Origin of the sequence: Rouxiella aceris (assembly GCF_012933545.1) — a bacterium.
GTDB lineage: Bacteria > Pseudomonadota > Gammaproteobacteria > Enterobacterales > Enterobacteriaceae > Rouxiella > Rouxiella aceris.
Genome location: NZ_JAADJU010000011.1, coordinates 58,993 through 79,553, shown reverse-complemented (window position 1 = coordinate 79,553; position 20,561 = coordinate 58,993). Strand labels below are relative to the sequence as shown.

22 protein-coding genes are annotated in these 20,561 nt (G+C 49.9%); 4 read left to right on the top strand and 18 right to left on the bottom strand.

Translation table 11 applies throughout. The features are described 5' to 3' along the window. Positions 1-41 precede the first annotated feature (41 nt). The 6 genes from GW590_RS19090 to GW590_RS19065 all read right to left on the bottom strand — a co-directional run bounded on the left by GW590_RS19090 (position 42) and on the right by GW590_RS19065 (position 5,429). Entirely contained in the window at positions 42-632 is a 591-nt protein-coding gene (locus GW590_RS19090) for a flavodoxin (protein WP_169404664.1), read from the bottom strand. A gap of 29 nt (positions 633-661) precedes the next feature. Continuing rightward, positions 662-1,426 (bottom strand): carboxymuconolactone decarboxylase family protein, encoded by a 765-nt coding sequence (locus GW590_RS19085; RefSeq protein WP_169404663.1) that lies wholly within the window; start codon positions 1,424-1,426, stop codon positions 662-664. Then, a complete protein-coding gene (locus tag GW590_RS19080; RefSeq protein ID WP_169404662.1) occupies positions 1,404-1,883 on the bottom strand; it encodes a (R)-mandelonitrile lyase in 480 nt (159 codons plus the stop codon). The genes GW590_RS19085 and GW590_RS19080 overlap by 23 nt, the downstream gene beginning before the upstream one ends. A gap of 75 nt (positions 1,884-1,958) precedes the next feature. Further along, a complete protein-coding gene (locus tag GW590_RS19075) occupies positions 1,959-3,428 on the bottom strand; it encodes a heavy metal sensor histidine kinase (RefSeq protein ID WP_169404661.1) in 1,470 nt (489 codons plus the stop codon). Positions 3,429-3,439: 11 nt separating this feature from the next. Further along, positions 3,440-4,132 (bottom strand): heavy metal response regulator transcription factor, encoded by a 693-nt coding sequence (locus GW590_RS19070; RefSeq protein WP_169404660.1) that lies wholly within the window; start codon positions 4,130-4,132, stop codon positions 3,440-3,442. A 94-nt stretch (positions 4,133-4,226) separates the two neighbouring features. Continuing rightward, on the bottom strand, positions 4,227-5,429 hold the full coding sequence (locus tag GW590_RS19065; protein ID WP_235955992.1) for an aldo/keto reductase: 1,203 nt from the start codon (positions 5,427-5,429) through the stop codon (positions 4,227-4,229). A 277-nt stretch (positions 5,430-5,706) separates the two neighbouring features. Between GW590_RS19065 and GW590_RS19060 the strand changes: the two genes are divergently transcribed. Continuing rightward, entirely contained in the window at positions 5,707-6,759 is a 1,053-nt protein-coding gene (locus tag GW590_RS19060; RefSeq protein WP_169404659.1) for an alpha/beta hydrolase, read from the top strand. Between the two features lie 575 nt (positions 6,760-7,334). Beyond that, the gene (locus tag GW590_RS19055) at positions 7,335-8,870 is read left to right on the top strand and encodes a glucosyltransferase domain-containing protein (RefSeq protein ID WP_169404658.1); all 1,536 of its coding nucleotides are present in this window, start codon (positions 7,335-7,337) and stop codon (positions 8,868-8,870) included. Between the two features lie 99 nt (positions 8,871-8,969). On the opposite strand, the gene GW590_RS19050 is transcribed toward GW590_RS19055, so the two are convergent. Continuing rightward, positions 8,970-9,629, bottom strand: coding sequence for an O-methyltransferase (locus GW590_RS19050; protein ID WP_169404657.1), 660 nt, complete (start codon positions 9,627-9,629; stop codon positions 8,970-8,972). Between the two features lie 123 nt (positions 9,630-9,752). Between GW590_RS19050 and GW590_RS19045 the strand changes: the two genes are divergently transcribed. After that, positions 9,753-10,385, top strand: a complete 633-nt coding sequence (locus GW590_RS19045) for a TetR family transcriptional regulator (protein ID WP_169404656.1) — start codon at positions 9,753-9,755, stop codon at positions 10,383-10,385. Between the two features lie 52 nt (positions 10,386-10,437). Here the strand turns inward: GW590_RS19045 and GW590_RS19040 are convergent, their stop codons facing one another. From GW590_RS19040 to GW590_RS19010, 7 genes are all read right to left on the bottom strand, one after another. Continuing rightward, entirely contained in the window at positions 10,438-10,716 is a 279-nt protein-coding gene (locus tag GW590_RS19040; protein WP_169404655.1) for a transposase, read from the bottom strand. 197 nt (positions 10,717-10,913) lie between these two features. Continuing rightward, positions 10,914-11,477, bottom strand: a complete 564-nt coding sequence (locus GW590_RS19035; protein WP_169404654.1) for a cytochrome b/b6 domain-containing protein — start codon at positions 11,475-11,477, stop codon at positions 10,914-10,916. Positions 11,478-11,640: 163 nt separating this feature from the next. After that, positions 11,641-12,171 carry a rhodanese family protein gene (locus GW590_RS19030; RefSeq protein WP_169404653.1) on the bottom strand — a complete coding sequence of 177 codons (531 nt, stop codon included), beginning with the start codon at positions 12,169-12,171 and terminating at the stop codon, positions 11,641-11,643. A 9-nt stretch (positions 12,172-12,180) separates the two neighbouring features. Next, positions 12,181-12,480: an ArsR/SmtB family transcription factor gene (locus tag GW590_RS19025; RefSeq protein WP_169404790.1), complete on the bottom strand. Its 300-nt coding sequence runs from the start codon at positions 12,478-12,480 to the stop codon at positions 12,181-12,183. Positions 12,481-12,694: 214 nt separating this feature from the next. Next, positions 12,695-12,970, bottom strand: a complete 276-nt coding sequence (locus GW590_RS19020) for a DUF3761 domain-containing protein (protein ID WP_169404652.1) — start codon at positions 12,968-12,970, stop codon at positions 12,695-12,697. Between the two features lie 303 nt (positions 12,971-13,273). Continuing rightward, positions 13,274-14,890 (bottom strand): methyl-accepting chemotaxis protein, encoded by a 1,617-nt coding sequence (locus GW590_RS19015; RefSeq protein WP_169404651.1) that lies wholly within the window; start codon positions 14,888-14,890, stop codon positions 13,274-13,276. Between the two features lie 588 nt (positions 14,891-15,478). Beyond that, entirely contained in the window at positions 15,479-15,637 is a 159-nt protein-coding gene (locus GW590_RS19010; RefSeq protein ID WP_169404605.1) for a hypothetical protein, read from the bottom strand. A gap of 468 nt (positions 15,638-16,105) precedes the next feature. Between GW590_RS19010 and GW590_RS19005 the strand changes: the two genes are divergently transcribed. Then, complete coding sequence (locus GW590_RS19005; protein ID WP_169404650.1) at positions 16,106-16,390, top strand: DUF2623 family protein; 285 nt, start codon at positions 16,106-16,108, stop codon at positions 16,388-16,390. 5 nt (positions 16,391-16,395) lie between these two features. On the opposite strand, the gene GW590_RS19000 is transcribed toward GW590_RS19005, so the two are convergent. From GW590_RS19000 to GW590_RS18985, 4 genes are all read right to left on the bottom strand, one after another. After that, a complete protein-coding gene (locus GW590_RS19000; protein WP_169404649.1) occupies positions 16,396-17,127 on the bottom strand; it encodes an alpha/beta fold hydrolase in 732 nt (243 codons plus the stop codon). 366 nt (positions 17,128-17,493) lie between these two features. Beyond that, the gene (locus tag GW590_RS18995) at positions 17,494-18,360 is read right to left on the bottom strand and encodes a D-amino-acid transaminase (protein WP_169404648.1); all 867 of its coding nucleotides are present in this window, start codon (positions 18,358-18,360) and stop codon (positions 17,494-17,496) included. A 112-nt stretch (positions 18,361-18,472) separates the two neighbouring features. Continuing rightward, positions 18,473-18,985 (bottom strand): GNAT family N-acetyltransferase, encoded by a 513-nt coding sequence (locus GW590_RS18990; protein ID WP_169404647.1) that lies wholly within the window; start codon positions 18,983-18,985, stop codon positions 18,473-18,475. Between the two features lie 28 nt (positions 18,986-19,013). Further along, positions 19,014-20,471, bottom strand: coding sequence for an EmmdR/YeeO family multidrug/toxin efflux MATE transporter (locus GW590_RS18985; RefSeq protein WP_169404646.1), 1,458 nt, complete (start codon positions 20,469-20,471; stop codon positions 19,014-19,016). Positions 20,472-20,561 lie beyond the last annotated feature (90 nt).

Here is a 20,561-nt window from a genome sequence, read left to right as displayed (position 1 = left end):
CTAAATATGCCCCTATCAGGTGGGTTCATTAATGCCAGGCGTCAGCTACGGATCGCTTCTAGCCAGCTGGTCACGGTTTCTGTAGTTTTTCTTTCCTGATCGCATTCCATAACCAGCGGTTTTTCTCGCCGCGCCCCCGCTGCCAGGGTGGCAAGTACCTCCTCGCTGTCACCTGCCCCGTAGCCACCGTGAGTTATAAAAGGGATAAGCAGTTTGCCGGTCAGATTATGTGTACTCAAAAAGCTCTGCACGACCGGGGGTACCGAGGTCCCCCAAATGGGAAAACCCAGGTAAATCGTCTGGTAACGGTCAATATCTGCGAGGTTGTTTTTTAACGGCGGTTTGATTGCGCGGTCGTGTTCATTTTTTGCCTGCGCCACGGTCTGAAAATAATCCAGCGGATAAGGTGTGGCAGGGACAATTTCAAATAGATCGCTTTGCAGGGCGCGATGAATAACCCCGGCTATCACCTGCGTATTACCACTTCGGGAAAAATAAGCCACCAGGATCGGAGGGGTATTTTCAGTTTTGTCAGTGCTGGCATTAGCCGGAGAAAGGCTGATTTTTGCCAGCGTTAACCCGGCAAGTGCGGTAAGCAGCATTCTACGGGTTGCGTCATGATCGTCAGTCATTGCTTTGCCTTCTGAAAATGGTTGTGGGGTTACTTGCTGGTGGCCAGCGCCTGTTGCAGTGCGTGTTCAGCGCGCGCAGCAGCATCGATTTCACCTTGCTCACGCAATACGTTGACGACTTGCTGCAACTGATCGCCACTCAAGCCGACTCTTAGGCTGGCGCGCAGATGAGATAGCAGTTGCGCCTCCACTCCCGGCGTGGCAGCCAGTGCCCCCACCGTTGCCAGCTCACGGCTTGGCCAGTCGAGGTTGTCGCGGGCAAAGATATCGCCAAATAAATGCGTCTGCAGAAACTGATTAATCACTGGTGCAAATTCAAAAAGCGGTCCTTGCACTGGTGCACCAGAGATTTTGGTCTGGTTGGCGGTGCCCACCCGCAGCAGTTCCTCGCCGGTGGGGATTTTACTGACTGGTTCTTGCCCCTGAATATCATGGATCCCGCGTTGCTTACGCGCTGCAACGACCTTCATTAACTCATTGAGGGCATTCAGGCTGCGGGGAAACCCGGTATAGGCATACAGCTGAACGAGGATCTCTTTGCTTTCGTTTACCGTCAGCCCGGCATTCAACCCCTGCTCCAGGGCAGTGTTTAATGAGTCCATACTGCTGGTGGCCATTAGTGAGGCAATTAACACAATGGCTTTCTGCCGTGCAGATAGCGTATTGGTCGTGCTTTGTTGAACAGTCATAAAGGAACTTTCTCCATTCGCCGCTGTGGCTGGAAACGCCAGGCTATAGCTGAAGATCAGCAAGGCCAGCGCGGTGATTTTTTTAACGTGCGTTGTATTGTTCATCGCTCACTTTCTCCATCCACTCGACACTTTTCCCGGCCACCATGCCCGTCACCGCCAGATGTGTCATCGCACTGTCTGGCGCGGCGCCATGCCAGTGTTTTACGCCGGGTGGGTATATCACCACGTCGCCGGGGTGGATGATTTTTACTGGCTGTCCTTGCTGTTGGGTCAGGCCAACGCCGGAGGTAACAACAAGTCGCTGGCCCGCCGGATGGGTATGCCAGGCGGTGCGTGCCCCCGGCTCGAAAGTGACATAAGCAGCAGAAACACTGATGTCCTTATCCGCCGAAAACAGCGGGTCGACCCGCACCCGGCCGGTAAAGTGTTCTGCCGCCCCCCAGACCGGTTGTTGGCTTCCGGCTTGAACAATATGCCCGACGGCCTCCTGTTGCTGTGCGGCGGCAGTCAGGGTAATAAGCGGCAGTAATAACGCCATAAAGCCCATTTTTTTGATCATGCAAACCCTTCCTTTCGTTAAAAAGCCAATCTCTGGCTGGCAATATCCCAGGCCAATGTCCAATACCCAAGGTCGTCAGGCTGAAGGTGGGCGCACAACCCTGTCAGCGGACCATGAATTTTTTAGCGTAGAATTCGGGGCAGGGGCGGGTTTGTGAGCAGTGTCGTTTTGCGCAGTGAGTGCAAATGTCAGCCCAAAGGTATTGATCCCGGCCTCGCTGTACGCAAACACTTCTCCCCGATGCATAATCGCCACCGCGCGGACAATGGATAATCCCAGTCCATGATGGGAGTCGCTGTTGCTGCGTGAGGCATCAACCCGGTAAAAGCGCTCAAACAAACGAGGTAAATGTGCGTGCGGAATGGCTGCGCCAGGGTTTGCCACTGCGACGCAGGCATGGTGGTTAATTTTACTGAGTTTTACGCAAATGGTGCTTTGCTGCGGGGCATGTCGGGCGCTGTTTTCCAGCAGATTGGCCAGGGAACGGTGGAACAAACGCCGGTCAATATCAGCAATAACGTCGCCTTCAACCTGTAATAACAGGTGTTTTTCCGCAAACAACGGTTCGAGATACTCCGCAGTTTTCAGTGTTTCTTCGCGTAGAGAAAACCGTGTCAACTGAGAGGCATGTTCCCCGGCATGGGCATGGGATAAAAACAACATATCGTTGACGATAGATGTCATGCGTTCCAGCTCTTCCAGATTTGAAGCAAGCAGTTCTTCCAGCTCCGGCTGCGTACGTCTGCGCGATAGCCCGAGCTGGGTCTGACCAATCAGATTGGTGAGCGGTGTGCGCAATTCATGGGCGACATCGGCGTTAAAACTTTCCAGTTGTCGCCAGGCAATTTCCTGGCGAGCCAACACGCCGTTGAACGAGGCGGCCAACTGGCGCAGCTCAGCAGGTAAGGTGCCAGTTTCCAGACGTTGGCCATGATCTCCGGGGGCCAGATGGCGGGCCTGATGACTTAATGCTCCCAGCGGACGCAAGCCGATTCTGGCGACGGCATAACCCAGCAAAGCGACCAGCAGCACGCCAAAAGCAGTGATCATAAGTAATGTGCGGGTAAAGGCATCCAGCGTCCCCATATAGGGCGTAGAGTCGATAGCCACCACATAGCGCAGTTCGGGCCTGTCGCCGTTGGCGGCAATGGTTTTTACCAGTAGAAAAAGCGAGCAGGTACCTTGCGCTGCCCCCGGCACTTTATTGAAGCCCTCGTGCAGAGAAGACCACTCGACCCCCATCGGCGGTGTGCCACCGACGTTAAAACGAGGATCCGCGCTTATTATCCAGTAACGAACCCGCTCACCTTCTGAACTGGCCAAAAGAGTAAATTTATTGGCCAGCAGCGGCCAACCCTCTGCCGAAGTACGTGCGCTGATCCATGGGCTCATCAGTGATTCACGAAACAGTAGCTCGTTATGCATCTGTTTTTGCAATGAGTCATGCAGCGAACTGCGTAGCACAATGCCAAATAGCGACACAATCAGTACCGAGGTTAAAACAAACATCAATGCCAGATGTCCCGAGATGGAGCGTTTGACCATGCTGTTCTCCTTCACTTATCGTCGGGCTGCGGTCTGACTTCAAGGACATAACCCATTCCGCGCACGGTATGCAGCAATTTGACCGCAAAAGGTGTATCGATTTTGGCGCGCAGGCGTTTTATCGCTACTTCCACCACGTTGGCATCACTGTCAAAATTCATATCCCATACCTGCTCGGCAATCATCATCTTTGACAGAATTTCGCCCTGGTGACGGGCTAACAGACTTAGCAGCGCAAACTCCTTGGCGGTGAGTTCCAGCCGGATATTGGCGCGAAACACCCGACGAGCCAGTAGATCCAGATGCAGATCCTGGAGTTGCAGTTGGGTAATATCTGCGCCATCACTGGCACGGCGACGTACCAAAGCCTGAATGCGGGCAACCAGCTCAATCAATGAAAAAGGTTTGGGCAGATAATCATCAGCCCCCAGGCGCAACCCTTTGACTCGCTCATCAACCGAGCCGCGAGCCGAGAGCATCAATACTGGCGTTTGCTTACTGACTCGCAGGCTTTCCAGCACCCGATAGCCATCGATACCTGGCAACATGACATCGAGGATAATTGCGTCATAGTCATACTCCAGGGCATAGTGCAGTCCCTCTGTTCCGTCGGCGGAGATATCGACGGTAAAGCCTGATTCTCCCAGTGCGCGACAAAGATAAGATGATGTTTTTTCTTCATCCTCCACCAACAGTAGGCGCATAATTTGTACTTCCTTCTTCCGGCAGATAATTCCGTTGATTTACGAGCAGGAAGGCGGCTGCCGAAGGCGCGCCAGCCTGGTCAAATGTGCGATATCAACCTCTTAAGGGGGCTTCAACATCCGAATAAACCTGGACGGCAGCGGGTAGCCGTTGCCCTTGGATGGTGATGGCATCGAGGGATTGGTTTAGCTCTGATAATTCAGCAGGGGTCAAGCGGATAGCCGCCGCTGCGGTGTTTTGTAGCATGTGATCCCGGTTGGTTGTTCCCGGTATCGGAACAATCCACGGTTTTCTGGCGCTCAGCCATGCCAGGGCGATTTGTGCCGGTGCGGCATTTTTCCGTTCAGCCCATTGTTTTACCAGGGCAACAAGCTGGAGATTGTGCGGTAAATTCTCCGCAGCGAAGCGGGATTCAATGGCACGAAAATCGCCAGTAGCAAATCGGGTGTTTTCATCGATGCAACCGGTGAGGAACTGCACCCCCAGCGGGCTCCAGGGCACAAAACCGATGCCAAGTTCTTCACAGGTCGGCAGAACGCTCTTTTCCGGCCCGCGCCATAGCATCGAATACTCACTTTGTACGGCAGTGACGGGGAGTGCAGAGTGAGCGCGTCTTAGTGTGTTAATGCCCATTTCTGACAGCCCCCAATGAAGCACCTTACCTTGGTCCATCAGGTCCTTAACCGCACCGGCGACATCTTCAATGGGGATCTGGGGATCGACCCGGTGCTGGTAAAGTAAATCAATGCGGTCGGTGCGCAGTCGTTTGAGCATGCCTTCCACTACTTGTTTGATATGCTCAGGGCGACTGTTGAGCCCCTGCAGCCGCGCGCCCGTTTGCTGATCGATATTCCAGCCAAATTTTGTGGCGATAACGATTTTGTCGCGAAAGGGAGCTACACCCTCGCCAAGGATCCTTTCCACTTCAAAGGGACCATAAGCTTCTGCGGCGTCAAATAATGTCACTCCCTGGTCAAAGGCACTGTGGATGATGTTGAGCATCTCTGGACGATAGGGCACTGAGGTGTCGTATTTTCGGCTCATATTTTGTACACCCAGCCCAATAGCCGATACCTCGAGTCCACCCAGCTTTCGTTTCCCGGGTTGGGGGACGTGTTGGCTGTTGTTGCTGCTGGCGCTTCCCTGGGATATCGGGTTTCCCGCTGACTTTTCTGCGGCTGACACCTGGGAGATCAATGAAGCGGCGGCCATACCGGCGCCCGCCATCAACAGCTGACGCCGTCCAGGCATGGCCGGAATATTTTCGCGAGAGAAAGTATCGAATTTACTGTTCATATGGGTTCCTTTTACTGGCCAGACCGCAGGTAAATGTAACGTCGCAAGCCGCCATCTTATTCTTTCCAAACCAACATCACGCTGACGGTAAGCTGACAGCATTGTCAGTAACCAACGTAACTTTCTCGGTATGATTGGCCGTTGTTCATTGCTGGCTTGCTGACAAAATTGTTATTCACCAGTCATGCTGCTGTCAGTCCCGTCTCCCTATGCTTAAGCGGCAATTTACAACCCGCGAGCCTGAAAATCAGGCAGTAGCTTATCTTCGGGAGAGGACATGAAATTCACATTCTTAAATGCAATGTTGCTGACCGCGATGGCCGGTATCGCCACTGGCGCGCAGGCCGCCGATTACCGCAAGAATCCCTTTACCCTGACGTATGAAGGTGCCATCACCGAAAACGTCCAGGGAAAGGTCAATATCCATCCGGTAAAATATGACCTGCACGGTATTCAGATTGCGGCCAATGTCTATACCCCTGCCAATTACGATGCAGCTAAAAAATATCCGGCTGTCGTCGTCGCGCATCCCAATGGCGGCGTGAAAGAGCAGGTTGCCGGTTTGTATGCCCAACGCCTGGCGGAGCATGGATACATTACTATTACCGCCGATGCGGCTTATCAGGGTGCCAGCGGCGGTATGCCTCGCAGCGTCGACAAGCCCGCTAATCGTATCGAGGATATCCACGGCATGGCCGATTACCTCAGTCAGTATCCAGGCGTTGATGTCGGGCGTATTGGCCTGCTCGGCATTTGCGGCGGCGGTGGTTACTCGTTAAAAGCTGCCCAGACAGATAAGCGTTTCAAGGCACTGGCAACATTAAGCATGTTTGACTCCGGACGGGTGCGCCGCAATGGCTTTCAGGATTCGCAGTTGGCTACGGTTCAGCAACGGCTGAAGCAGGCCTCGGATGCGCGTGCCAAAGAAGCCGCCAGTGGTGAAATTACCTATACGGGTGATGCCAAACTGACAGATGAACAAATTGCCAAACTACCGTTTGACCTTTATCGCCAGGGCTTCGAGTACTACGGAAAAACGCATGCCCACCCCAATTCAACCTTCCGCTATACCATGAGCAGCCTATTGGATTTGATGAATTTTGATGCCGAAAGCAATATGGATTTGATTAACCAGCCGTTGTTGATGATGGCGGGAACCAAAGCAGATTCGCTTTATATGACCGAAAGCGCTTTTAAGAAAGCCACCGGCACCAAGAATAAAGAGCTATTCCTTATCGAAGGTGCAACACACATCGAAACTTACTGGGTTCCTCGCTATGTCGACCAGGCAATGAAAAAGCTGGACTCTTTTTACGACAAAAATATCTAACTCGTTACTGCCCCCGTCAGGGGGCATTGCCAATAAGGTGCTGAACAGCATCACCACCGCGCACCAGGGTAATTCACCGACTTAACGGTGAAGGTGTTTATAATATCGGCATTATCTGCAGAGATAACCTGCTGTAGATGGCTAGGCGCTATGAATGGCATTCATCAATATATGCCGCCTGGTGAAATCTACCCTCATATCTGCGGCACCCCACCTCACTGATTATCTGCTATGTTTATCGCTTGCTGTTCAGCGCCTCACCTCTTGATACTGGGCCATTTAATCAATGGCATAGCCAGGCTATTTGTGGTATTGGCAAAGCTTCTGGCGGCAAAATGGTTGCCGTGCCGATCGCAATTCTCTGATGAAATTATGATTTTTTTTAGATTTTTGCCTACGCTATAGGCATCTGTCTAAAAGTTGCTTTTTTTAAAGCCAACCGCGTATTGAATAGATTATTGGTAATGACGGTCTTAAGGCAGAGAAAGGGAAAAAGTATTATTTCTGTTGCAGAAATGAACTATTCGGATCCTGTTTCACATGTGATAAATGAATTATAAGGGCGGAGATTCCGTATGTGGGATAAGTTTTGCTCCAGTATGTTAAATATAAAACAACAATTTGTTGTTAAAGATTTTATTATAATAATACTTGTCTTATTTGCTATCGTCTCGCCGTTACTCGCTGGCAATGTCTACTATCAGGATGATTATCATCGATTGGTTAGCGGCAATGTCAGCTATTGGATAAATAATGGCCGTCCTCTGGCAACCTGGCTAACCTGGTTTATAAACTTTACCACTATGGTTAGTGACACCTCTCCGCTTTCTCTGCTGTTGGGTATTCTGGGGTTGGCGGCTTCACTGGTGATCAGTTTTTGCCGGTTAACAAAGCCAGGAAACGGCTTTACCATATTGATGTCACTGGCCATTATGTTAAGCCCGTTTATCAGCCAGTCAATGCTTTATGCCTATGACGCAATGGGGATTTTGCTATCTATCGGTTTGGCTTTTCTTGCCTCCATGCTGTATTTTCCGCAGCGGATTAATCATTTTATTATCAGTTTTATTCTGTTTTTAGCAGCATTATGTTTATATCAAACAGCCGTCAATTACGGTTTTATCAATATCCTGTTAATCGGTATGTTGGCCATTACGCAACGCCATGATACCCGCAAAGGATTACAACATGCCGCTATAGCGCTGGCAGCGTTATTATTGGCGTTGTTGGTTTACAAGTTAATTGTCGTGCCTTTATGTGTTACCGATCCCTTTAATCAGACTCGCTCAGTGATGGTGCCTGTCAGTGCCGCCGGTATTGGCATGGTGGGCCATAACGTTACCCAAAGCCTGGCCGTGTTGTTAGAGGCATTTCCCGGGTATAGTCTGTTGCCTGTCGGGGGGATCTTTGTGGCAGGAGCCTGTGCCTGCTACAAAACGGGGTTTAGTTGGCTGATAAATAAGAAAGCAGCGATAAGCGATTATTTGGCTGCTTCTCTCTCATTTATTGCCCCCTGTCTGGTATTGCTGACGATAAGTGGATTTTTATTACTATTAAAAGATGCAGAATTTGCCCCGCGCGTGATGGGTGCTTTTTCGGCGGCATTGGTTTTTAATTTTCTCATGGCACGCCAGGCATTCCCCAAGCTTAAGATCATGCTTAACTTTTTCCTGGTAATGTATCTGTTATTTACGGCCACTTTTATGATGGCAACGTTCCGTGCCTTGGTAAATCAAAGTAATTTTGACCAGGCAATGGTTATTAGTATGAGTCATGATTTGGCGCAGGTTGGCAGTGAGAATATTAGCCAGGTAGCTATTATTGGCAAAAGCCCGCAATCTCCGGATATCTCTCCGGCAATAAAACACTATCCGTTGTTAAAAGAAATTATCTACCCTTCAATTGAAGAAGGTTTTGATTTTCGTTATTATGCATTAATGAATAGGGCAATGGCTTTTTATCCTTTTGCGATAATAACGCCGGAAATAAAAGCCTATATTCCCACTCACATTATTTCTGCTGGCTGCCTCTATCATTTTTATATGGACGGCAAAACCGCTATTTTTAACTTTCAGGCACCTGATTGTAAAATGTCCAGAAAATTTTTATAAGATTTGCCGGGAAAAAAGGGATGTCATATTTTTTCTGCTGCCTCTGCGTTTCCCGGCTTTCTTCCCTGCAAGCCGGGATGCTCTACTACAGGAAAATGCTTAAGCCAGCCGAATTGAAAGCTCGACATCTTTGCCAAAGGGAACAGACAGATAGCCATTTTCGGGCGCACGCACATAGGCCAGGTATTGCGGACTGTGATCGGCGTTATCGGCAATAATCAGCGCTCCCGGCCGCAGGCGGCTTTCAACGAGCGACAGAATATCGCTATACAGCGCCTTGGCACCATCAAGCAATAGCAGATCAATCATGTCGGGCAGACCGCTTGCCAGCGTCAGCATGGCATCTCCCTCGCGGATTTCTACCAGATCCGCCAGGCCCGCCGCCGAGATATTTTCCCGCGCCCGGCGTACCTTGCCTGGTTCAAATTCGCTGCCAACCAGACGGCCTCCACCATTGTCGCGCAGGGCGGCAGCCAGATGAAGCGTCGAGATACCAAAGGAGGTGCCAAATTCAATGATGTGGTGAGCTTGGCTACTGCGCGCCAGCATATAGAGTAATGCACCAGTCTCCCGTGATACGGGTAACCACAGATCTTTCAGGCGCCCATAAAAGTCGAGATATTCGGTTTTGCTGTGCATCAGGCGCTCGCACTCTTGCTCAGAGAGCCCGACCAGCGCGGAGCTGGTTGCTGCATCGGCTTGGGTAAACAGATTTTCCAGCAAAGAGGCCAGTGGTGCAGCGGTTAATGTTGAAGTCATAAAGGGTCCTGGTCTGAGAAAAACAGTAGCAATAATGCGAGTGATCCCTCGCGTTGAAGTGTTATAATGCGATGAATTACTCACATTATCTATTCGCATTATTTTCAGGACGACTACACCACCATGACCGATCGCCAGACCCCACGTATTTCCTCAAGAAAAGCCCCCAAGCAGGCTCGCTCAACGGATCTGGTCGCCGCTATTTTGCAGGCAGCTACTCAGGTTTTGGCAACAGAGGGAGCACAGCGTTTCACTACCGCGCGGGTCGCCGAAAAGGCCGGAGTCAGTATTGGTTCGCTGTATCAATATTTTCCCAACAAGGCGGCGATTCTGTTTCGTTTGCAATACGATGAATGGCAGCAAACCACAGAGATGCTGCGCCGTATTCTTGCCGATGCCGGTAAGTCACCGCTGGAACGACTGCGGATCCTGACCTTCACCTTTATCGAATCCGAATGTGAGGAAGCGGCGATGCGCGTAGCACTTAATGATGCGGCGCCGCTCTATCGCCACGCGCCGGAAGCCATGGCAGCAAAAGCGGCTGGCGCCAAGATTTTTGAGACTTTTATGCAGCAGCTACTGCCGCAGACAAGTCAGGAAACTCGTCTCCTGGCGGGGGAGTTGATTACTACTACGCTTAGCAGCGTGGGCCATTCCTTTTCCGAAACCCCACGCAGTGCTGCGCAGATAAAAATGTGGGCTGATGCCATGGCGGATATGTTTTGCGCGTATCTTGCAGAAATTAGCAAGGCGTGAAGTATGTTGTAGCCAGGACCGACTGCATCATCCCGGTCTTCGCCGCAGTGGGCTAGAAACGGATTTCCTCATGCCTTTCGACCATGCCATACCGAAAGCGATTTTCAACGCTGAGATCGGCAAATATTTTTTGCAGATGTCGGTTTTGTTCCATGAGGCTGGTAAGTAGTGTTATTTCAGCGGCTTCCAGCGCGCTATAGGTTTTATTCCAGTGATAATAGTTGGCTTCGGTGATATTTCTCTGCTGAGAAACCTCTTTTATCAATTGCCCGGCGTCGACCGACATAAGCACGGCCAGGACCTGATCATCAATTAAACGGACTTTACGCATGATAATATCCTGCAAAAGCCTCACACAGAGCCAGTAAAGGATACGTGAGGTGAATGACTCGATTATGCGGAATGGTGATACTCACCGCCCATTTTTTTATGCATACATCAATATATTATATTTTTATGTTAGGTATTACCTGGTGTTGGTGCGCACCCCTGACAAATACAGGGGGTATTAATACTCAGTCAAAAATATCAGGCATGACTTCTGGAGAAAACTTTGGTCAGTAGAAAATGCAGCAAACCCATGGCGCCATGGCAATAAATATAGGCTTCAATAAAAGTGGTCAAAAATTTATGCAAGTGGATCAGCGTATTGGCTTGCGGTAGCTGTAGTAAATCGGCCATAAACCAGACGCCGCCAGACAGCGCAACGGCAAGAAGCGCTAACACGCCGAGTCCCTGAATGCTTGCCGCCAGCCCACCCGCCTGCGCTTCCGGCAGTTGCAGTCTTGACAGTGTCAAAAAGTCGGCACGCAATGCCCGGAAATCAAAATAGGTCCAGGCAAAATAGTAGCGTAGACCGCGCTGACTCAACATCCAGGCTGACATAATAAAACCCAGCCCTATCAGTGCAATGCCAGAAATAATGTGAAACCAGGTGACAACACCGACAAAACTCAGTTCAGACAGACTTTCTCTCTCGGTCGCATTTGAATTGATAATTTGCGACAAAATCATTATCGCGATAATGATGTGCAGAGCACGGAAGAAGTAAGACTGACTCTCACCTAAATAATTCCAAAACTTTCGCAACATGATTCATCCTTAAAAAGTGCTAATTGTTATTAACACGAGGTCTCTATCATTGCAGCGAATAATTAATTTAACCTTAATTTACTTTAGGTGATAAAGCCGTTTGTCAATATTGTGCTCCTGGACAAATAAATGCTCGAGTTGGCATGGCTTAACTCGGCGGTTCTTAACGTTTTTGTCTATTCCAGGGCAGGATCTCCAGGATTTTTGCCATACCGCAAAAACCGCTGACGCCAGCAAAAATAAGTCCTGCGCCGACAAACCCGGAAAGCAGAAAAAAGCCGCTGTTTACGCCATAACCCAGCAGCACGCCCAGCAGCACCAGCGTGCCGGCAGCAATTTGCACCTGGCGCATGATCGGCAGTGGTTGTGAACGGTCCTCTATAATCTGCAATCCTGCGTTTTTCCAGGCATTGATGCCACCAGAGAGAAACAGTGCGGAATGGGGCAGGGTGGCCGAGATAAGTCGTTGCGCATTTTTAGACGAACGCATCCCGGTCTGACAATAAAATACCGTCACCTTGCCAGCGGCTGGCGGCAGGACTTTTTTTCCCTTCTCCAGTTCCGAAAGCGGGAAGCATGCGGCGTTTTCAATATGCTCACGGGCATATTCGTTATATTCGCGGATATCAACAAAACGGGCGCCATTAACCTGTTGCTGAAGGGCTTCATGAGGAGAAACAAGCCTGGTTTCCATGGGGGTTCCTTAAGGACAATAAATTGATTTTAAAGTGTTAATTACTGGCTCCACCGCTTCACTTTTCAAGGAGTAGAGTAGCTGGTTGCCTTGTCTGACGTTTTGCACCAATCCTTCTTTAAGTAATTTTGCCAGATGCTGCGACAAGGCGGACGGGGTTAATCCTGTGGCGGTGGCTAACGCCCCCGCTCCGGTCGCGGGCAGGTCACTGAGTATGCACATAATCAGCAGGCGATGAGGATTACTCATTGCTTTCAATAAGTTGCATGCTGCGGTGGCATTTTTAAACAGCAGGGCTTTATCTGTCATCATAGGTAAAAATCTATTTTAGTAAATTCTAAATTAAGATAATTCTAAACTACTGTTGGGCAAAATAACATCGGATTTTTATAGATTGTCATCGGGGGCGCGCTGATGCCGTAAACGAGGGGATTTTAAAAACGGGTGACAGAGGCGGAAGAGGTCGATGGAGAGGGTATGCAACGCCGGGCGGGTTACATACCGCATATCTGTCAGACAGGGATCAATCCAGCCACTGTGCTACACCGCCGTGGCGGGAGCAGGTGCCGCGATGGTGGGTACTAAAGCTGTAGCTGCCATCTCGACATTTGGCGGAAGCCCCTTCGGGTGCTCTGCCGGATTTGGTGTGGGCAGGGCGGTGGATCTGCTGACCATCGGAGTTGGTGTAATCACCTTGTTCGATTAACTGATTATCCTGGGCACTATAAGGTGTAGTCTGTTTGGCTTGTGCAGGTTGCAACAAGAACAGGCTAACCAGTAATAAGAGCAATACGCGCATTGTTATCTCGCCCTACCATTAGTCGGGTCACTGTGGCCCTGAGAAATTACCGGCCCGATGTTATCTTGGCCGACGTTCCGTTGTTAATATGGCTCCTTAAGGAGCCATAGGAGTTTGGTGACAAAGTGGTCTTGAAGATCGAGATACCCGGGCATAGCACACCTAGGGGCGCTCCGGCGGGCAAGCCCGCTACGACCCCAACGGTGTACTCTCCCTAAAAACGAGCTTTGTCAGCAGTCTGATATGGCTCCTTAAGGAGCCATAGGTTTCTATTAATCAATATTTTAATAAACCGGGAGTTAATCAGCTAAATTCCGCAGCGGGTAATGCCAATTGGCCAATAGGTTTGATCAGCGTACTTCTCTCGCTTTCCATGCTTGTAGTCTGGCCGCTGTAGACATTAATGGCACTTCTCAGACGGGTGGCCTGGTTATTGAGTTGCTCGGCCGATTCCGTAGAGTGGGACACCATTTCGGTATTGTTGTGCGTCATGGTTTCAATCTGATCGATAGACTGATTGATCAAGTTCAGCGCCGAGGTTTGCTCTTGGGTGGCATGACTGATCTCTTTGATCAGGCTAGACATCTGCACAACTTCATGAATAATTTCGCCGATCTGTTTCTCGGCATTCTGCACCATATGTTCACCGTTTTCGACGCTAAGCATATTGGCTTCAATCAGCGTTTTTATCTCTTTTGCCGCCGTAGCCGAACGTTGCGCCAGAACGCGAACCTCCGAGGCCACTACGGCAAATCCACGACCTTCCGTACCGGCTCTTGCCGCTTCTACGGCAGCATTCAGTGCCAGGATATTGGTCTGAAATGCAATGCTGTCGATCACCGCGATGATATCCACCACCTTGGTACTGGCCTGAGAAATAGACTGCATCATACCGAGGGTTTCTTTCATGATGGTGCCGCCCTTATGCGCCGTCTCGGTGGCTGTATCGGCCAGCAAGGTTGCCTGAACGGCGGTTTCGGCACTTTGTTGCACTGCCCCGGTGATCTCTTCAACGGCGGCGGCGGTCTGCTGGAGATTGGCGGCGGTTTCTTCGGTTCTGCCACTCAATGCCACACTGTTTTTGCTCAGTTGGTAACTGACGTTGCTGATGCCGCTCACCTGCGCGCTGACATCGGCAACCAGTGAATGCAGGTTAAGCCCAAACTGATTGACCGAGCGCATCAACAGCCCAATTTCATCAACCCGGTTAAAGTGGACATAACTGACTCGTTTGCCGGAAACAACCTGCTGCGCCTGCGACAATATTGTTTTCAGCGGTTGGCTTATCTGCCTATGCAAAAAAAGATCAGCGGCGAGCAACATTATACAGGTGGCAATAATCAACCACGGGAAATGCAGGCCAGCCTGCGCCAGTAACAGTGGCAGGATACTGACCATGAGTAGCGGCAAACGTAAGCGCCAACTGACCGGAATTTTTTGCAACAGGGACAATCCGGAAAATAGACCAGTGCGTACCACTAATCCTTTATAAAATTTTCGGTTTCCGGCTTTCTTTTGTTTGACCTGACGATATAAATCCTCAGCGGCTTTCACTTCTTGTTCATCGGGCTTATTACGCACCGAAATATAACCGGTGAGCTTATCATTTTGATGGACTGGCGTGACGTTAGCCCGTACCCAATAGTGATCGCCATTTTTGCGGCGATTTTTCACCAATCCGGTCCAGGAGTTGCCTTGCTGCAAGGTAAACCACATGTCGGCGAAGGCTTCGACGGGCATATCGGGATGACGCACGATATTATGAGGTTTATAACTCAGTTCTTCTTCAGAGAATCCACTGGTTTTGATAAATGACGAGTTAGCATAAATAATATTACTATGGATATCAGTCGTCGACATCAGGGTGGCATCGGGATCTAAACCGTACTCTCGCTGTGTGACAGGCATGTTTGCACGCATTATGGGACCTCTGGAAACATTTTGGTAGTTTCAAGAAAATGATAAAAAACGTTATTTTATTGTTGCGAAACAGGATGAATGCATCAGTTTTTATTTCCAGATTATTGTATGCACATTCCATGACTGAACTACTATGCAGCTAATTTATGTTACTGACCAGTAATATTTAGTTTATCTATTCAGAGAGAACTGCGGTATTAAAAAAAACTGTGATTTTGTCGTTGTTTTTATAGGGATGTGATTTTTTTGTATAAAAAGGTTAATTCTGTCATAGCGTTGTCATCATCCTTGCTGACTGCCTTCACCCGCCCCGATCATATCTTGTCCGCTACTGCCAAAGCGTTGCCGGATTGCCGCCTTGATGCAATCTCAATGCATTTGCGATAGGCGGAAAACAAAAAACCCGCCGTAGCGGGTTTCAGACTACTGACAAAGTCCGTTATTAGGGAGAGTGCACCGTTGGGGTCGTAGCGGGCTTGCCCGCCGGAGCGCCCCTAGGTGTGCTATGCACGAGTATCTCGATCATCAAAACGACTTTGTCATCAAACTCAAACCCGCCGTAGCGGGTTTAGAAGAAATCTGTCGCACTTAGTAGTGACGCCAACCAGGTCCATCCTGACGATGATAGCGACCTTCATCGTGGTGATATCCACCGCCGCCGTGATGATAATAGCCAGGCCAGATACAGCCGTTCAGTGACACAATAATTGCTAATATACTGACAAATTTGACGATACTTTTCATCATCCACCTCCAGTGGCTATGGGATATACGTTATCCGTGATGAGGCATCGTTACTATAGACTTTATCTTAAAGTCTTGTGCTGGTAGGAACTTAGCGAGATGGGTTTTGAGTTGCTGGTCTAAATGCAGAAAGAACGGGGATTTACTGCTGGGGGGCGGAGGCCGTCCATTGCCTTGTTGCCCGATGCTGCCAGGCGGCAGAATTTATAAGGAGAACAACTTGTAAATAATCACTATCAAGGTTGTCCAAAACATTACCAGAGCAATGCCGATGGCCAACCAGACTTTACCTTTGTAAGACATTGTGCGTGTACCCACTAAATGAAAAAGCTGAATAGACCGTAATTTATAGGTCTGTCGCCAAGGTTACCAGTTTTCTTAAAGAAAAATCTGATCTGCGTTATGAGTGTGTTCAGTGTTATGTAGTATCGTTATATAATCACTTATATACCGATCCGGGAGGGGGCACACATGCAAAATCATTTCAGCAAAGGACTTATGGCTGGATTAACGTCTGAGGATGTAAAACCTGCCACTGAGTTGACCCGATTTTGTTCTGATTATAAACGGGGCTATGTGTTGGGCTATGCCCATCACTGTGCCGAAAACTCAGGTGACGGCAACCATGCAGCCTATCAAGCCGGGCTGCTGTGCAAAGAGTATGGGCTGGATGGCGAACTGGTGGCCGAGTTCTTTTCCGGTGGCGAAAATCGTCTGCCGGTGCGCTTTTTTATGGCGGGATACAACGCTGACTAAGATGTTTAAATATCGAACAATAAAGGCTCCGGCACGGCGCTCAGGGGTTGTTGCATCCATTTTATCAATTCGTGATTAACCGCACCGGGTTGTTCCAACGTTGAGGCGTGGCCACAGTGTTCGACAATCACCAGTCGGGCGTTGGGGATGGCATTGGCCATTTCTTCCGAGCATATCGGCGGCGTCATGGGATCGCTGTCGCCGACCAGCACCAGCGTCGGGACTTTGATTTTGGGTAATTCGGACAGCCTATTTTCGCGGGCGATGATCGCCTCACTTTGTCTGATAAAACCCTCCAGGCCAACGGTGAGTCCCATACGGACATTGATTTCACGCAGGGCGCTATCATCATGGCGTGAAGGATGCAGGATAGAACCCAGGGTTTTAATTAACAGCGAAGCAAATTCGGTCGATTTGGCATGGGCAATCAAGGTGCGGCGCAGCGTAGTTTGTTCCAGAGTATCGGCGCGGGCCGAGGTGTTGAGTAGCGCCAGTTTAATCACTCTTTCCGGTGCCTGACGCATGATCTCCAGGCTGATATAGCCGCCCATGGAAATACCCACCAGGGCAAAACGGGCAGGGGCGGTGGCAAGGATCGCCGTCGCCATTTCCGGGATGCTCTCCCCTTGCAGCGTTGAAGCAATGGTGATCGGGCCAAAAGGCCATAGCGCGGCCACCTGTGGGGCAAAGACTTCGGCGCTACAAAGCAGTCCGGGAACAAAAACGACAGGTGTCATATCTCTTCTCCACATCTTGTTACGCTGGTTTCGCGGGCTGGCTATATTGTGTGCAGCTTAATACGGCCGGGGCGTTACGTCGATCTCTGCTTGCAACAATCAGAAAATTGAGTAAAAAGGGGAAGTTATAAATGTTACTGGCAGCAATAACTGTTATGGATGGTAATGATAATGATTGCTAATCGTAAATAAGCTTTTGTCAGATTAATCTTAGGTGTTAGGATAGTTGCTACCCCCCTTAGACAGAGCTAACGCCGCGTTAATGTGAGTGCCGGAGATAAGCGCCGGAAGGGGGCGTAATCCCTTTTGCCCCCCCAAAGCCCTGCCATCCGATAATTTCAATCGCTATAATCCAACTGCAAACGACTATTCCCCCTCAGTCGCCTGATTGGCCATCCGCACATAGATATCGCGCAATTGCAGAGTAATTTTGCCGGGTTTGCCGTCGCCAATAGTTTTGCCATCGAGGGCGATCACCGGCCAGATAAAGGTAGTGGCGGAACTGATAAAGATTTCTCGGGCATTCAAGGCTTCATCGAGGGAGAACGGGCGCTCCTCCAGTTGCAGACCATTTTCGCGGATCAGCTCGATTAGCGCGTGGCGCGTAATGCCGTGCAAAATATGGGTGCTGAGCGGACGGGTGATCAGGCAGCCGTGTTCATCGATAATCCAGGCATTGCTTGAGCTGGCTTCGGTGACCAGGTCATTTTCAATCAGTAAGGCATCATCAGCCTGATGCTGATGGGCATACTCTTTGGCCAGACAGGGGGCCAGCAGACCCACGGTTTTAATATCCCGGCGCTGCCAGCGAATATCTTCCAGCGATACCATGCGGATACCGCGTTGCACATTGGGATGGTTAACCAGCGGACGTGCCTGGGTAAACATCAAAAAGGTCGGTGTTACGCTGGCGTCCGGAAAGTCAAAATTGCGATCGCCGCTGTTACCGCGGCTGACTTGCAGATAAATCGCCCCTTCCTGTAACTGATTTTCCACAATCAGGCGTTTTTGCAGTTGTTCAATTTCCGCCAAGGGACAAGGCAGGGTCAGCTGCAATGCTTCGCAGGAGCGGGCAAGCCGCGCCAGGTGCGCATCATTATCCAGCAGGCGGCCGTTTAATACGGCGCTAACCTCATAGACTGCATCCGCAAACAAAAAACCGCGATCGAATACCGAGACGTGAGCATGCTGTTCGTCAACAAACTGACCGTTGAGATATACCGTTCTGGACATGATGATTTTCTTAATATGAGGATGAGTGATGTCTATAAATTGCACGAAATTTAATGAGCGAATATTGATATTACGCAGGGTTAATGGCTGAATATGTGAGATTCATCACGTGCTAACTGAGACTGGTCCCCATATATAGAATGTCGGTACCTTGAGTCGATGTCACATAAGTCGTTTGACCAATCACCTGCATGCCTTTTTTCTGATAAAAACGCTGCGCCGAAGTATTACTTTTGAGTACCTCAAGCCAAATAAAAGCCTGATGGCGGTGTTGGGCTGCTTGTGCGAGGTGAGAATATAACTGGCCACCGACGCCTTTGGCGCGCTGTGCCGGAAGTAAATAGAGTTTCGATAATTTTGCGCCAAGCTGCTCACGCTGCGGGATAGGTTGGTTGAATACAGTTTTGGCAAAGCCCAAAAGTTGCTGGTTATCATAGGCTAATAACCAGTATTGCTGCGGATCGTTAAAGCTTTCTCGCATGCATGCCAGCGAAAAATCATGATCGAGAAATTGCTCCAGTTCAGCCTGGTTTTGCCACAAATGAGCAAAGTAGTGGCGATAAGTGTTACGGCCGGTTTGTTGCAAGATATCCATATCCTGAAGATTTGCTTGTCTAATTAACATTCTGAATTCCTTGTGCTTTATTTTATCCCTAAGTCGATATTTCTGCTCTTGTCGGACTATTGTCTTTTGCCGGGCGCGGATATTTCCACAGCCAGCGGCCACTGGCCATCCGCCAGTAGAAAAAGATCCCACGCACAATCCAGTCAAGGAACATCCCCAACCATACGCCCACAACACCAAAGTCCAGCACTACGCCCATGGTGTAGCCGGCAATAATGCGGCACCCCCACATGCCGAGCATTGAAACCCACATGGTAAAGCGGGCATCACGTGCCCCTTTCAGCCCGGCAGGCAGCACCCAGGAGGCGGCCCAGAATGGAATAAAGGCAGCATTCAGCCAGACGAGGATTTTTACCACATCAATAACATCCTCTTCGCGGGTATAAAACGACGCCAATATCCCCGCCAGTGGCACAGACAGCAGCGCCAGTGAACAGATACCAATGGCCGACAGCCAGTAAATATGCCGTAACTCGACCTCCGATTGCCCGATCTGTCCTTTCCCCAGCCGGGTGCCGACGATAATGGTGGCGGCGGACGCCAGAGCGTTACCGGGTAAATTGATTAACGAAGCAATGGAGAAGGCAATAAAATTACCGGCAATCACATTGGTGCCCATGCCGGCAACAAAAACCTGGGTAAGCAGTTTACCACCGTTAAACAGTACGGATTCAATACTGGCGGGAATGCCGATGCCCAATACTTCCATCAAAATGCTGGTATTAAGGCGGGTAAAGTAGCTTTTTAGCGGGATTTTCAATGCCGGATTAAAACCGATGGCCAACACAAACAGCACCGCGGCCGCACCGATATAGCGTGAAATGGTCAGCCCAAGACCGGCACCAATAAAACCGAAGCCTTTCCAGGAAAAACAGCCGTAGATCAGTACGGTAGTGATTACAATATTGAGAATATTCATCCCGCCGTTAACCAGCATCGGGATTTTGGTATTACCGGCACCGCGCAGCGCACCGCAGCCAATTAGCGCAATCGCCGCCGCCGGATAGCTCCAGACGGTAACCTGCAGGTAGCTCAGCGCCAGGGCTTTCACCGCTGGCGCGGCATTACCGGCGATGATATCGATAATCTGTTGCCCACATAATTCAATGCCCAGCGCCAGGACAATGGCAAAGATGGTCATAATAATTAATGACTGACGCGCTGCGGCGCGTGCGCGTTCGTGATTGAGTTTACCGAGGCTAAAGGCCACCACGACGGTGGTGCCCAGATCAATGGCGGCAAAAAACGAGATCACCACCAGATTAAAGCTGTCGGCCAGGCCAACGCCCGCCATCGCTTCTTTCCCTAACCAGCTCACCAGAAAGGTACTCAGCACACCCATTAGCAGTACACAGGCATTTTCAAAGAAAATGGGTACCGCCAACGGCGTGATTTCACGCCAAAACAATACCCGATAGGAACGTCGTTTGAGATACCAAGGGGTACGCTTGATCGTATTGAGCAGAGATGCCCTAAGGTTTTGCAAGATAGTTCCAGCTTAATAAACAGTGAGTTTCACCGATTAAGCATGGTTAAATAATAACAAATATGCAAAGTCTTTTTGTGCGCGTTTTGT